Below are 12,998 nucleotides of genomic sequence, written 5' to 3'. Positions count from 1 at the left end.
GGAACAGGAATCGGTCCCGATCAGGCGGGGAGGTGCGGGGTGTGGGATCTGAATCGCGCGGAACGCAAGGCGCTGGGCGCGGCGCTGGTACTCGTGGGGGTGAGCCTTATCTCTCGCACCCTCCTCGCGCCCGAGCCCGGGCGGGTACACGGTCTCGAAACGATCGACCCCGCGACGGATCTGGACGGCATCGAGAGCGAGGTTGTCGCCGCCCTGACCCGGGAGCAGCGAGCACAGACGCCACTCGCCGACGGGGAGCAGATCGATGTGAACCGCGCGCCGGCCGACGAACTGCGCCGGCTGCCCGGCGTCGGGCCGAGCCTCGCGGAGGCTCTCATCGAGGAGCGGGAACGTGCCCCGTTCAGCGGAACCGCCGACCTGGAGCGGGTCCCTGGCGTGGGGGAGGTCACGGCGCGTCGCCTCGCGCCGCATCTCCGTTTCGAGCGCGGGGCGCCCCGCTCGGCTCCCGCCCCCGCTCCCGCCGCGCCGGTGTCGACGGGATGTCCGCCCGGAGGCGCACGGATCGATCTCAATCGAGCGACTCCCGCACAACTCGAGAGCCTGTCCGGCATCGGGCCCGCCCTCGCGGCCCGCATCATCGAGGACCGAAGCGAGAACGGGGCGTTCGAGACGCCCGAGGCCGTCACCCGCGTCCGGGGCATCGGGGCACGCACCCTCGCCCGCTTCCGGGAACGGGTATGCACGGGGGCGCGATGACTCCCACGCCAGCCACGGACACCCCGGCCCCGAGATGGATGCGGCTCTCGTCGGATCCCAGGGTCCTTCGCCTCATCCCGGCGGAATTCGCGAGCCGGCACCTCGTGCTCCCGTTGCGGCGCGCCGGTCGGACGCTCTCCGTGGCAATGGCGGACCCGTCGGACGCGGCGCTCATCGACGACCTGAAGTTCCTCACCCAGTTCGAGATCGAAGCGGTGAGAGCAGGGGAAAACACCCTCCGCCAACGGATCGACCGGAGCTACGAAGCCGCCACCACGCGGGGCGGCGGGCGCGCGGAGGGAGCGGCCGAGGCATCGCCGGCCGAAACCGATGCGGCCGAAGCCGGTGAGGAACCGGCCGTCAGGCTCATCAACGACATCCTCGGCGATGCGGTACATCGTGGCGCTTCGGATGTTCACTTCGAGCCGTACGAAGGCGAACTCCGCGTCCGCTATCGCCTGGATGGGAGACTGCGCGAGATCATGCGCCCGCCCTTCCGGATGGCGGCGGCCCTTACGTCTCGCCTCAAGATCCTGGCGGACCTGAACATCGCGGAGCGCCGGATACCCCAGGATGGCCGGATCCGCATGCCGGTCGCCGACCGGGTCATCGACTTCCGGGTCTCGACGCTTCCCACGCTGTTCGGTGAGAAGGTCGTCCTTCGAATCCTCGACAGGGAGCGGCAGGCCTTCGACCTCGAATCCTTCGGGATGGAGGCGCGTGCGGAGCAAGCGCTGCTCGCGGCGATCGCGCAAACCTCGGGTATGGTTCTGGTCACAGGTCCCACAGGATCCGGGAAGACCACGACGCTCTACAGCGCGCTCGCGAGACTCAACACGTCCGAGGCGAACATCATGACCGCCGAGGATCCGGTCGAGTACAGCCTCGAGGGCATCAACCAGGTCCAGATCCGTCCGAAGATCGGTCTTACGTTCGCCACGACGCTTCGCGCCTTCCTGCGGCAGGACCCCAACATCCTCATGGTGGGCGAGATCCGTGACCGCGAGACGGGCGGTATCGCCGTGAAGGCTGCGCTCACCGGCCACCTCGTCCTCTCCACGCTCCACACCAATGACGCCGCTTCGACCGCGACGCGGCTGGTGGACATGGGGATCGAAGCGTTCAACGTGGCCGTCGCCGTAAAGGTCATCACCGCCCAGCGGCTCGTCGGTCGGATCTGTCCCGACTGTCGGGTCGAGACGAGCTATGCCCCCGAGATCCTGAATTCGGTCGGACTGGAAACGGGCAGACGCGGCAAGGGCGCCTTCTACCGCGGCGCAGGCTGCGATTCATGCGGCGGTTCGGGGTATTCGGGTCGTCAAGGCCTGTATGAGGTCCTTCCGATGTCTCCCGCGATCCGCCGGCTGGTCCTGGCGGGCGCATCCTCGGAGGAGATCGGGCGCTGCGCCGTCGACGAAGGGATGATCACCCTGCGGCAGGACGGGTTCGCCAAGGTGAGCAGGGGGATCGCGACGCTCGAAGATGTGCTCAGAGAGACGCCGGCGTAGGCGGGGGCCGCATGGACGCACGTCTGGTTGAACTGCTGAGCGAGATGGTCGAACGGGGTGCCTCCGACCTGCACCTTACGGCGGGCGAACGCCCGAAGCTCCGGATCGACGGCGACCTCACGGACAGTCGCGCGGGCGGCGTGCTGGAACCAGAGGATACCGCGTCTCTCGGCCGTTCGATGCTCTCCGGCGACCAGCGCGCGCGTTTCGCGGGCGAGCCCGACTTCGATTTCGGCTTCGCGATTCCCGGCCTCTCCCGCTTTCGCGCGAACCTGTTCCGGCAGCGAGGGAGCGTGGCGTGCGCCATCCGCCGGGTGCCGGTGGAGATCCCGAGCCTGCGCGAACTCGGCGTTCCATCGGTCGTCGGCCGGCTGGCGGACAAACCGCGCGGACTCGTGCTGGTCACGGGCCCCACCGGCTCGGGCAAATCGACGACGCTGGCGGCGATGGTGGACCGCATCAACACGGCCCGTGCGGGCCACATCGTGACGATCGAGGATCCGATCGAATTCGTACATCCGCACAAACGCTGCATCGTGAACCAGCGCGAGATCGGGCAGGACACGCCCGACTTCGCCAGCGCCCTCCGCTACGCCCTGCGCCAGGACCCCGACGTCATCCTCATCGGCGAACTGCGGGATCCCGAGACGATCCAGGCTGCGCTCACGGTCGCGGAGACCGGGCACCTTGCGCTCGGCACCCTGCACACGCGTTCGGCGGCGGAGTCCATCCACCGGATCATCGATGCTTTCGCGGCCCACCGGCAGGAGCAGGTACGGGCGCAGTTCGCCCACGTCTTCGAGGGGGTCATCACCCAGACGCTGCTTCGCCGGGCGCAGGGCAGCGGACGCGTCGTGGCCTGCGAGATTCTCGTCGCGACGCCCGCGGTTCGGGCTTTGATTCGGGAGGCGAAGGTCCATCAGATCCATTCCGCGATGCAGGCCGCGCGAAGGTTCGGCATGCGGACGCTCAACGATGCGCTTCACCGGCTGTATGTCCGGCGGCAGGTGGACTTCGACGAATGCCTCCGGATCACCTCCGATGCCGCCGAATTCCGTCGCATGGCGGACACGTCGGCGTCGGAAGGATCCGCACGGTGACGGAGTCGACGTGAGGGGGGCAGCAGGGACCGGCCGCCGGCGATGGCGTGGGGTGGATGATGTGGGGGCTGGCGGTCGGTCCGCCTCTCTCCGGGTCGAGAGCCCGTGACGTCCGTCCTGGCGAACATGAGCCGGCGCGTGCGGCGCAGTATCTCCGCGCCATCGGCACGGGTGAAGACGCGTGATCTCGTGCTCTTCACGCGGCAGTTCTCGGTGATGACCAGCGCCGGGTTGCCGCTCACCCGGACGCTCGAGATCCTCGCGCTCCAGGCGGAAAACGCCGTGCTTCGGCACGTGGCCCGCGACACGCTTCGCGATGTCGAGGCCGGGAACACGCTGGCCGGCGCGCTCGGCAGGCATCCCCGCGTCTTCTCACGGCTCTACGTGAACATGGTCCATGCCGGGGAGTCGGGGAGCAGGTTGGACGGGATTCTCGACCGCCTCGCGACCTTCCTCGAAAAGAGCGAAGAGATCCGCCGCAAGGTGAAGGGCGCCATGCTCTATCCCGCCGTCGTGCTCGCCGTGGCCATGGCCGTCGTCGCGACACTCCTTCTCTTTGTGATCCCGACGTTCGAGACCGTGTTCGCGAGCCTTGGCGCGACGCTCCCCCTTCCGACACGCGTGGTCATCGGTCTCTCGGGGATCGTCCAGAACTGGTGGTGGGCGCTGCTCGCTGTGGCGGCCGGCGTAGTCCTGATACTGCGCCGCTGGATCGCCACGGACGCGGGTCGGCGGCACTTCGACCGTACGCTGCTGCAACTGCCGGTTCTCGGTTCTCTGATCCGGAAAACCGCGGTGTCCCGCGTCACGCGGACCCTGGGAACGCTGCTCTCGTCGGGCGTTCCGATTCTGGAAGGACTCGAGATCACGGCGCGGACGGCTGGGAACTGCGTGATCCAGGATGCGATACAGGCGAGTCGGGCCGCGATCCGGCGGGGTGATTCCATTGCCCGGCCACTGCGCGAAACCGGGGCCTTCCCACCCATGGTGGCCCGAATGATCCACGTCGGAGAAGAGACCGGAGATCTCGATGGGATGCTGACCCGGATCGCCGACTTCTACGACGACGAAGTCGATGCCGGTGCCGAGAGTCTGCTGAGGATCCTGGAGCCCGTTCTCATCGTGGTCCTCGGAGGTCTCGTCGGTGGGATGATCATCTCCATGTACCTCCCGATCTTCGAACTCATCAATGCGATCCAGTGACGCCGCCGTCGACATCGCGGGAGGTACGCGCCTCGCGGCTTGCGGGGCTTCACCTCGTTCCTCTTCTTGCCGCATGTCTGCGAACAGAAACGACGAAGACTCGATCCACGGCGGGACGGCTCCCTGCGTGCGGGACCTCCTCGGCCAGTCGGTCGACGCGGCCTTCGAGCGGTACGGACGCCCGGAGACGGATCGGCGCGCCGGGGAGGATCGGTGGCTGCGCTTCGAGGCTCCGAACTGGACGTTGCGTCTGCGAGCCAGGCCGGACCGGGTCGGCGGTCCGGCACTCGTCCGGTCGTGGACGGCCGCCTTCGCGGAGGGGTTCGACACCGTGCCGGAGGCGTTGCGGGCGCTGGGGTTGCCGCCTCCGGAGCCGTCGGTCGGAACAGAGGAGATCCGCCGGCCGCTGTGTGACGGCGCCGGACGGGTGCATTCGCTGACTCTGTCGGTGCGGAGTGGCCGGATCCGTGCGGCCACCGGTTTTGACGAAGCGCCGGAATGGGACGTTGAGACCCCGTTGCTGGACGACGTCTAATTATGGGGTAACCGTCCGCGGTCGCCGGCGCGCCGCCGGAGCCGCGGCCCGCGCAGCCCCACTGGAGGTGCTGCCGAAGATCCAACCCGGGCGGAAGTGAGGAGAGGGATGAGGAGAACGACGAGGGGTGGTACGGAGGGGTTCACGCTGATCGAACTGCTGATCGTGGTCGTCATCATCGGCATTCTCGCGGCCATCGCGATTCCGCAGTTCACAAGCACGAAGGAAAAGGCGTTCGATGCCGCCGCGCAGAGCGACATTCGCAACCTGATGACGGCGGAAGAAGCGTACTTCTTCAACCACCAGGCCTATGCTGCAGTCAGCGTGGCCGCAGGCGGAGGGGCGGACCTGGATGGCGACGGGACCCGGGACTTTCAGGCCAGCACGAACATCTCGCTGGCGGTGACCGCCTATACGGACGGCTACCGGATCACGGCGAAACACGCATCTTCGCCGAACACGTGGTGCGTGAATTCCTCGGCCGCGAACGCCTCGGGAGCCATCGGGCAGATCGTCGAGGCCACCAGTTGTTAGCCGTTGATGCGCCGTTGATAGGGGGGACGATCCTTACGGACAGAGTTGCCAACGCTCGTTCAGGAAAGGGAGCACCCCGTGCAGCAAGACGGATCACGTAGATCGCATAGAGGGCGGAGTGGGTTCAGTCTGGTGGAGGTCGCGGTCGCGCTGGCGGTCACTGGCCTGGCCGCGGCCTTCATCATCTCTCGCGAACCCCTCGACCGTTTCAGCCTGACGCGAGCCGCCCGGGTGGCGGAGTCGCAGCTCACGCTGGCACGCCTCCACGCGATGGCGACCCATGCGCCGACGGCGGTGACGCTCGCGGGGACCCGGCTCGAGGTGTCGCGGCACGGGGGATCGCTGCTGTCTCGCGTCGACCTCGGGAGACACACGCTCGGCCGGCTCGACTCGGTGCGGTTGCAGCCCTCCACGCTCCGTTTCAACGCGCGGGGACACGGATCCCCCGGTAGCGTCTACCTGTATCGCGGCGACCGGGGAATTCGGCTGGTGTCGAACTTCCTGGGCCGGGTTCGCCCGGCGCCTTTTCAACATTGAAGACCGCCGGCTTCAGTCTGGTCGAAGTCCTGCTGGCCATCGTCGTGACGTCCGTCGGGGTCCTCGGAGCGGCGGGCGTAGTGCTCGGGGTCGGTTCGCAGGCGCTCCGGGCGGCGTGGGACACGGAGCACGCACTCGCGGGTCGAAACGCCGTGGAATCGCTCGTCCGGGCCGGTTACGCGGCCGCGGCTTCCCACACGAGCGTCGTCGACGTCGGCGGACGTCGATTCGACGTGTCGCACGACGTGGCCGAACGGTCGCCGCGGCTCAAGCACGCCCACGTGACGGTGTCGCTGCCTCCGGCCACGGCCCCGGAGGCGGAACTCGAGATCGTTCTCTCGCGGCCCCGCCCGCTGCCCGCGGCGCCATGAGCGTTCCACGCCGTCTCGCGCCCGCCGGGGTCTGCGGCCAGGAAGGGTTCACGCTCGCCGAGATGCTCGTCGCGCTGACGGGCGCCGGTTTGCTCATCGGCCTGCTCGTAGGCCTGCTGGCGAGTCAGAGCCGCTTTCACCTGCGTAATGAGGATGCCATCCAGGCGTCGCAGATTGCACGCGCGCTGTCCGACGGAATGGGAGCGGAGATCCGCGGCGCCGGGCCGGGCGACCTGCTCCTTGCGACGCCCGACACGGTGTCCGTCCGCGTGGACATCTTGAAGGCGATCGTATGCGGCACGGCGAGCGGCGGCTCCATCGATCTCTTCGCCTACGATTCCACCGCCGCGAATCTTCAGTCCGGGTGGCGCGGCACGGCGCTTTCCGGGCCGTACCAGGCGGCCTGGGTCTACGCGGACGGATTTGCGCCCGCTTCCAGTGTCTCGACGGCAGCGGAGACCGCTTGCAGGGCGGCCGGAGCGGATCGGGCGAATCGGGTGTCGACGCGGTGGTTCCGCCGCACAAGCGGCTGGAGCGGAGGCTTCGCGGCGATGCCCGCGGCCGGCTCGCTCGCTCGCGTCTATGGACGGCTCACCTACGCCATCCACTCATCCGATTCCGAGTCGGGAACGGTGTCCATCCGGCGCAACGGCCAGGAGTTCGTGTCCCCCCTCGAGTCCGGCGCCGCGTTCGAGTACCGATTGTCGAGCGGCGCCATTCAGGCCCGCGTAGCGTCCGGCGACCTTTCCCGCGTGCGCGAGATCCGGCTGATCGGTACGGGGATCGGCCGAAACGGACGTGCAGCGGGTCGGCGAGTCGTCTACGCGATGCCGCTCCGCAACTGAGACATGAGGGGATTCGGATTGCGGCGTCGGAAGACGACCGTGGGCGTCGATATCGGCACCGGCTTCAGCAAGGCGGCGGTAATCGACCATGGCGAGAGCGGGCCATGCCTGACAGGGCTCGCGACCGCCCCGAACGAGACGGGCACCGTGCGCGGTGGGGCGATCAGGGATCCGGAGCGGGTCGCCGACACGCTTTCCGCCCTGTTCAAGCGAGAGCGAATCAAGCCCCGCAATGTGACCATCGGCATCGGTGGGCGCGATGTCCTGAGCAAGGTGATCGAGATCGACCGGATGGATGAGGCGGAGGCCCGCGCCGTGATGCCGTGGGAGGCGGAGCAGCACGTCCCCTTCGACATGAAGAACGCCGAACTGGACTTCGCGATCATCGATCCGAACGGAGAGAGCTCGACGATGACCGTGCTGCTGGCGGCGGCGAAGCGCGACGTCATCGAGTCGCGCGTCGCACTCCTGCGGCGGGCGGACCTGAACCCGACGATCGTCGACGTGGAGGCCCTGGCCCTTCGCAACGCGTTCGAGGCGAACCATCCGATCGCAATGAAGGACGTGACCGTGCTGGCCGACATCGGGGTCCATTCGACCGCCATTCACCTGTTGCGGAACGGACTTCCCCTGGTGACCCGCGAACTGGCTGTCGGCGCCCCGGCCGCGGACGAGCTGGAAGAGTGTGCCCGCCGGATCGCGCGCGGTATCGACCGGACGGGGGCGCTCGTCGAGATGGGACCGGGGATCGCACGCGTATACCTGTGCGGGGGCGGAGCCACGGCGTCCGGACTCGTCGAGATTCTCGCGGAAACAACCGGCGTGGAAACGCGCCTCGCGAGTGCGTTCGAACGCATCGAGGTCGCGCCGGAGGTCGCGGACCGAACGGATCTGGGCTCGGTGGCGCCGATGCTCATGCTCTCCGTCGGGCTGGCTCTTCGGTCCCCGGCCCGGGGCGGCTGAACGTGGAGGCGGGTGTACGACCATGATCGAGATCAATCTTCTGCCCGAATCCCTGCGCGCTCGGCAAGGAATCGCGACCAACCGGCACGCCGAAGGCGGGCTCCACATCGACGTTTGGGGTGTCGCACTGCTGATCTCGGCACTGACCATCCCGCCGGGCACGGTCGCGCTGTGGTGGTCGCAACGGGCCGAAGCTCTCGAACTCCGGGCGCGTCTTGAAGCGGTGATGGCGGACTCGGCGAGGCTCGCCGACCTCCGGGCCGCAAGCGACAGTCTGTCGGAGCGGTCCCGCGAGATCCGGGAGCGCGTCGTCCTGGTCGAACAACTGGACCGCGACCGGTTCGCGTGGCCGCACATGATGGATGAAATCAGCCGCGCGCTCCCGCCGCCGGCGTGGCTGGTTTCCCTGCGCCAACTGTCGCCGCCGCCCGACCTTGCCGTCGAACTCCAGGGAGTGGCGGGCAATCCGCTCGCGATCACGGAATTCGTCCGTAGCCTGGGGATCTCGGACTATATCGCCGATGTGAAGATCGTCGGCAGCCAGCGGCAGGGATCCGGCCCCGATCATGGTTCCCGGCAGGCCTTCACGCTCGTTCTTCGGTTCGCCCATGCGTCCGCCCTCCGGCGGATCGAACCCACTTGACCGTGCTGGCCATGGATTCCCGCGCGCAGTACCGGGTGCTCGGACTCGTACTCCTGCTGGGCGGCGGGACGGCCTTCCATCTGTACTTCGGGAACCCGCGCAGGGTGGAACTGGCCGAGTTGGCGGAGCGGGTCGAGCGGGCGGAGCGGACCAACGCCCTCGCCGAGCTGCCTGCGAGCGACCTGGACGCGATACGCGAGAGTCTCGTACTCGGTGAACGGCAACTCGCTGTGCTGAAACGACTCGTCCCGCGGGAGGGTGAAGTCGAGGCCATCTACGAAGCCATCGCGGCCGAAACGCAGTCGCTGGGTCTCGAACTCGTCCACGCCTTGCCCGCCGACCCCGTGGCCGACTCCACCGGCTACTTCGTGCGGCAACAGTGGGCGCTCCAGGTGGAGGGTGCGTACCACGATGTCGGGACGCTCCTGACGCGAATCGCCGGCTTCGCCCGCATCGTCCGGCCCGAGGTCGAAGAGATCATACCCTCGCGGATCACCAACTCGGGACGGCAACTCGTTCACGCGCGCTTCAGCCTCGAGACCTTCGTGCTTCCGCCGGAAAACAGCACTTCGCCGGAGGAAGGATGACTCGCTTGATCTTCGCCGCCGTACTCGCCGCGGCGTTCCGGGCCGGGCCATTGGAGGTCGCGGCGCAGACACGGCCGCCACCGATCTACGAGCGGGAGGTCTTCAGCTACCCCGCCTTCGACCGACGCGACCCGTTCCAGCCGCTTCACCTCGATACGCAGGCGGGGCCCCGTTTCGGAGACCTTGCGCTGGCCGGCGTTCTGTACAACCCGCAACTGGGGAGCGTGGCGATTCTGACTGATCGATCGACGGGTCGGCGGTATCGAGCCCGGGAACGCGACATCATCGGCACGGCCCGCGTCGTGCGGATTCGCATGGAGGAGGTGGATTTCGTGATCACGAGCTTCGGTGTCAGCCGTCAGGAGACGCTGCGGGCAAGGCGTGAACGGGGGACGGGCGAATGATATCCCGGACAATTCTCGCGTTCGCCGTAGCGGTCGCGACGGCGTCCCCGACCGAGATGCGGGAAGTGAGGATCGCGTCCGAGGGGACGGAAACCGAAATCACGGTGATCGTCGGCGGACGGTCCACGCCCCGCCACATGATGCTCGCCAATCCTCCGCGGCTGCTCCTGGACATCGACGGTGTGAGCCGGGGACTGGCGCGCCGCCACTACGATCGGATCGACCGTGGCGGAGTTCTCGGCATGCGTTCAACCCAGTTCCGGCCCGAGACGGTGCGACTCGTATTCGACCTCGATCGAGAAATCGCCTACCACGTAACCGCGGACTCCGGTGCGGTTCGCGTGACCTTCCTGAATCCCGGGCCGCCTTTCCCTCCCTGGTCGACCTCGGACGCCGTCGCGACACCCGAGCTCCGCGGAACGCCGGACATCCGGTCGCCACAGCTTCCCGAGCAGGCCTTGGCCCGGATCTCCGTCGTGTACGACAGCGCCAGCATGCTCGACGTCCTCGCCGGCTTCTCGGAGTTCGCAGACATATCGGTTGTTCCGAACGGCGAGGTCGCGTCCGTCGTCGTGCGAGGCATCGACATCCGAGACCAGCCATGGGATGTGGCGCTCAACGCGATCCTGTCGGCCCAGAACCTCGGCTGGCACAGGACCGAGAGCGGGATCATCGTCGTCGACTGGCTGGAGAACCTCCAGGCGCGCGATCAACTGCTCAGCGAAACGCGCGTGATCCGGGTCAACTATGCGCGGGCGGATTCGGTGGCGGAGACGCTCCGGCATCTGGCGACGCCCGACCGCGGTCAGGTGGTGTCGTTCTCCGGCAGCAACACCGTCATCGTCACCGACGCACCATCCGTCGTCGCGCGGATGGACACGATCATCGCGACGCTGGACCGGCGTCTCCCCCAGGTCGCGATCGAGGCGAAAATCGTGTTCGTCGATCGGACGGACGTACAGCAGCTGGGGATTGTGTACGACCTCAAGGAACGCGACGGCGGTTTCGTGGAGCAGGGCATCAACGATGTCATCGCGGTGCCCGACCCCGACTCGCCGCCCCAGGTCGTCGACGTGGACGGCGATGGGACGGGCGATCAGGGGTTCGTCAGGCGGACGAACGAAACGCTCGTGAGCCTGGGAGGCACGGCGGTCGCGGCGCTGGCGAACGCGAACGATCGGCCGATCGGACCGGCGCTCCAGATCCTGACGGCCGTGGCGTTCGGCGAGTTCTCGCTCTTCTCGTTCCTCGAAGCGCTCGAGTCCCACCAGTTGTCGGACGTGCAGGCGGCGCCCTCCATCCGGGTCGTGGACCACGCGCATGCAAGGATCCAGGTGGGCGAACGGACCCCGATCCGGGTCCTGGAGCCGGGAGCCCAGACCGAGTCCGCGCGCGTAAACGTCGACTTCCAGGACACCGGGATCATTCTGGATGTCGTCCCGCACGTGACGAACAACAACCAGATCCGGCTGGAGTTGATGGCGGAGCGGTCCGGCCTGAAGCTCGGTCTGTCGGACGTGGGTTTCGTGTTCGAGAAACAGATCGGAGAGACGACCCTGCTGCTCGAGGATGGGGAGACGGCCGTCATCGGAGGACTCACGCTGAGCGAAGTGACTCGGAACCTCAGCGGCATTCCCGGCCTCATGAACCTCCCGGTGCTCGGGACCCTGTTCCGGAGCACGAAGGAGAAGGAAGTGAAGCAGGACCTCATCATCCTCGTCACTCCCCACATCATTCGGCCCTTCCCTGAAGGGTCGTAGCGGGGGCCGTAGTTGCGGCTTCCGCCCTCGGCGAATCCTTTTCCCGCCGTTGGAACGGCCGTTCGATGAGGAGAGATCCACGCGATGCTGACAGAATGCTGAGGTGCCTGAGGCTGACCACGGCAGGCGAAACGCACGGCCCCGCCGTGGTCGCCGTGCTGGAGGGGATCCCCGCCGGATTGGCGCTCGAGCCCGACGATATCGCGCGGGAACTCGCGCGCCGGCAGGGCGGTCACGGCCGCGGGGGCCGCATGAAGATCGAGAAGGATGAGGGCGAGATCTTCGGCGGCGTGCGCCTCGGGGAGACGCTGGGGTCTCCGCTCGCGATCCGGATCCCCAACCGCGACTTCAGAAACTGGGGTGTCGCGATGGCGGTCGAGGCGCCGGAGGTGGACGACGATGAACTCCTGCGCCGGGCGTACCTGCCGCGGCCGGGTCACGCCGACCTCGCGGGGATGCTCAAGTACGGGCGCAAGGACGCGCGCGACATCCTCGAGCGGGCGAGCGCGCGCGAGACCGCCGCCCGCGTCGCCGCCGGAGCCGTCGCCAAGCGGCTGCTCGGCGAGTTCGGCGTGCGCGTCGAGAGTCACGTGGTGTCGATCGGTCCGGTGGAGGCGCCGCCGGAGCTGCCGCTGCCGGACGACCTTCTCGCCGTGGCCGACGCCTCGCCCGTGCGCTGCATCGACCCGGATGCGACCGCCGCGATGGTCGACGCGATCGACGCCGCCCGCCGCGCCGGCGACTCGCTGGGAGGCGTGTTCGAGGTCGTCGCTCGCGGCGTGCCGGTGGGGCTCGGGAGTCACGTCACGTGGGAGACCCGTCTGGGCGGCCGGATCGGCGGCGCGATGATGTCGATCCACGCGATGAAGGGCGTCGAGATCGGGATGGGATTCGAGGCCGCACGCCGCCGCGGGTCCGATGTCCACGACGAGATCGAACGGGATCCGGCGTGCCGCGAGAGCGGAGGCTACAGGCGACGGCGGAACAACGCGGGAGGCCTGGAAGGGGGGATGTCGACGGGAGGCGACATCGTCGCTCGCGTGGCGATGAAGCCGCTCAGCTCGCTGCGCCGCCCCCTGGACAGCGTGGACACCCGGACCGGAGAACCCGCCAAGGCGTTCCTCGAGCGCAGCGATGTGTGCTCGGTGCCGGCCGCCGGGGTCGTCGGGGAGGCGATGATGGCGCTGGTGCTCGCGGACGCGTGGATCGAGAAGTTCGGCGGCGACAGCGTCGCGGAGATGCGGTCCAACGTGGAGAGCTATCTCGCCCGGCTCGGGACGTGACGTGTCGG

At 68.1% G+C, this 12,998-nt stretch carries 15 protein-coding genes; all 15 read left to right on the top strand.

Annotation, left to right across the window (positions count from 1 at the left end; translation table 11 throughout):
- The first annotated feature begins 39 nt into the window (after window positions 1-39).
- The 15 genes from ACQY5G_RS00940 to aroC all read left to right on the top strand — a co-directional run bounded on the left by ACQY5G_RS00940 (window position 40) and on the right by aroC (window position 12,990).
- Window positions 40-717 (top strand): ComEA family DNA-binding protein, encoded by a 678-nt coding sequence (locus ACQY5G_RS00940; RefSeq protein WP_428276141.1) that lies wholly within the window; start codon window positions 40-42, stop codon window positions 715-717.
- 38 nt (window positions 718-755) lie between these two features.
- Entirely contained in the window at window positions 756-2,225 is a 1,470-nt protein-coding gene (locus tag ACQY5G_RS00935; protein ID WP_428276139.1) for a GspE/PulE family protein, read from the top strand.
- A gap of 11 nt (window positions 2,226-2,236) precedes the next feature.
- Window positions 2,237-3,325, top strand: a complete 1,089-nt coding sequence (locus tag ACQY5G_RS00930) for a type IV pilus twitching motility protein PilT (protein WP_428276137.1) — start codon at window positions 2,237-2,239, stop codon at window positions 3,323-3,325.
- Between the two features lie 105 nt (window positions 3,326-3,430).
- A complete protein-coding gene (locus ACQY5G_RS00925) occupies window positions 3,431-4,528 on the top strand; it encodes a type II secretion system F family protein (RefSeq protein ID WP_428276135.1) in 1,098 nt (365 codons plus the stop codon).
- A gap of 73 nt (window positions 4,529-4,601) precedes the next feature.
- Window positions 4,602-5,063, top strand: coding sequence for a hypothetical protein (locus ACQY5G_RS00920; protein WP_428276133.1), 462 nt, complete (start codon window positions 4,602-4,604; stop codon window positions 5,061-5,063).
- A 108-nt stretch (window positions 5,064-5,171) separates the two neighbouring features.
- Window positions 5,172-5,597: a type IV pilin protein gene (locus tag ACQY5G_RS00915; RefSeq protein WP_428276131.1), complete on the top strand. Its 426-nt coding sequence runs from the start codon at window positions 5,172-5,174 to the stop codon at window positions 5,595-5,597.
- 78 nt (window positions 5,598-5,675) lie between these two features.
- Window positions 5,676-6,134 (top strand): prepilin-type N-terminal cleavage/methylation domain-containing protein, encoded by a 459-nt coding sequence (locus ACQY5G_RS00910; RefSeq protein ID WP_428276129.1) that lies wholly within the window; start codon window positions 5,676-5,678, stop codon window positions 6,132-6,134.
- A complete protein-coding gene (locus ACQY5G_RS00905; RefSeq protein WP_428276127.1) occupies window positions 6,131-6,505 on the top strand; it encodes a type IV pilus modification PilV family protein in 375 nt (124 codons plus the stop codon). Before ACQY5G_RS00910 ends, ACQY5G_RS00905 begins: the two co-directional genes overlap by 4 nt.
- Complete coding sequence (locus ACQY5G_RS00900; RefSeq protein ID WP_428276125.1) at window positions 6,502-7,350, top strand: hypothetical protein; 849 nt, start codon at window positions 6,502-6,504, stop codon at window positions 7,348-7,350. The genes ACQY5G_RS00905 and ACQY5G_RS00900 overlap by 4 nt, the downstream gene beginning before the upstream one ends.
- A gap of 18 nt (window positions 7,351-7,368) precedes the next feature.
- Window positions 7,369-8,313, top strand: coding sequence for a type IV pilus biogenesis protein PilM (gene pilM / locus ACQY5G_RS00895; RefSeq protein ID WP_428276123.1), 945 nt, complete (start codon window positions 7,369-7,371; stop codon window positions 8,311-8,313).
- A gap of 22 nt (window positions 8,314-8,335) precedes the next feature.
- On the top strand, window positions 8,336-8,956 hold the full coding sequence (locus tag ACQY5G_RS00890) for a PilN domain-containing protein (protein ID WP_428276121.1): 621 nt from the start codon (window positions 8,336-8,338) through the stop codon (window positions 8,954-8,956).
- Window positions 8,957-8,958: 2 nt separating this feature from the next.
- Window positions 8,959-9,543, top strand: a complete 585-nt coding sequence (pilO, locus tag ACQY5G_RS00885; RefSeq protein WP_428278623.1) for a type 4a pilus biogenesis protein PilO — start codon at window positions 8,959-8,961, stop codon at window positions 9,541-9,543.
- Window positions 9,540-9,947 (top strand): hypothetical protein, encoded by a 408-nt coding sequence (locus tag ACQY5G_RS00880; protein ID WP_428276119.1) that lies wholly within the window; start codon window positions 9,540-9,542, stop codon window positions 9,945-9,947. The genes pilO and ACQY5G_RS00880 overlap by 4 nt, the downstream gene beginning before the upstream one ends.
- Window positions 9,944-11,707 (top strand): secretin N-terminal domain-containing protein, encoded by a 1,764-nt coding sequence (locus ACQY5G_RS00875; protein WP_428276117.1) that lies wholly within the window; start codon window positions 9,944-9,946, stop codon window positions 11,705-11,707. Before ACQY5G_RS00880 ends, ACQY5G_RS00875 begins: the two co-directional genes overlap by 4 nt.
- Window positions 11,708-11,802: 95 nt before the next feature.
- On the top strand, window positions 11,803-12,990 hold the full coding sequence (gene aroC, locus ACQY5G_RS00870) for a chorismate synthase (RefSeq protein WP_428276115.1): 1,188 nt from the start codon (window positions 11,803-11,805) through the stop codon (window positions 12,988-12,990).
- The last annotated feature ends 8 nt before the right edge of the window (window positions 12,991-12,998 follow it).

It is taken from the genome of Candidatus Palauibacter sp., assembly GCF_965261555.1.
Classification (GTDB): Bacteria; Gemmatimonadota; Gemmatimonadetes; order Palauibacterales; family Palauibacteraceae; genus Palauibacter.
The sequence above is the reverse complement of the archived record's forward strand: the minus strand, read 5'-3'. Positions and strand labels throughout refer to the sequence as shown.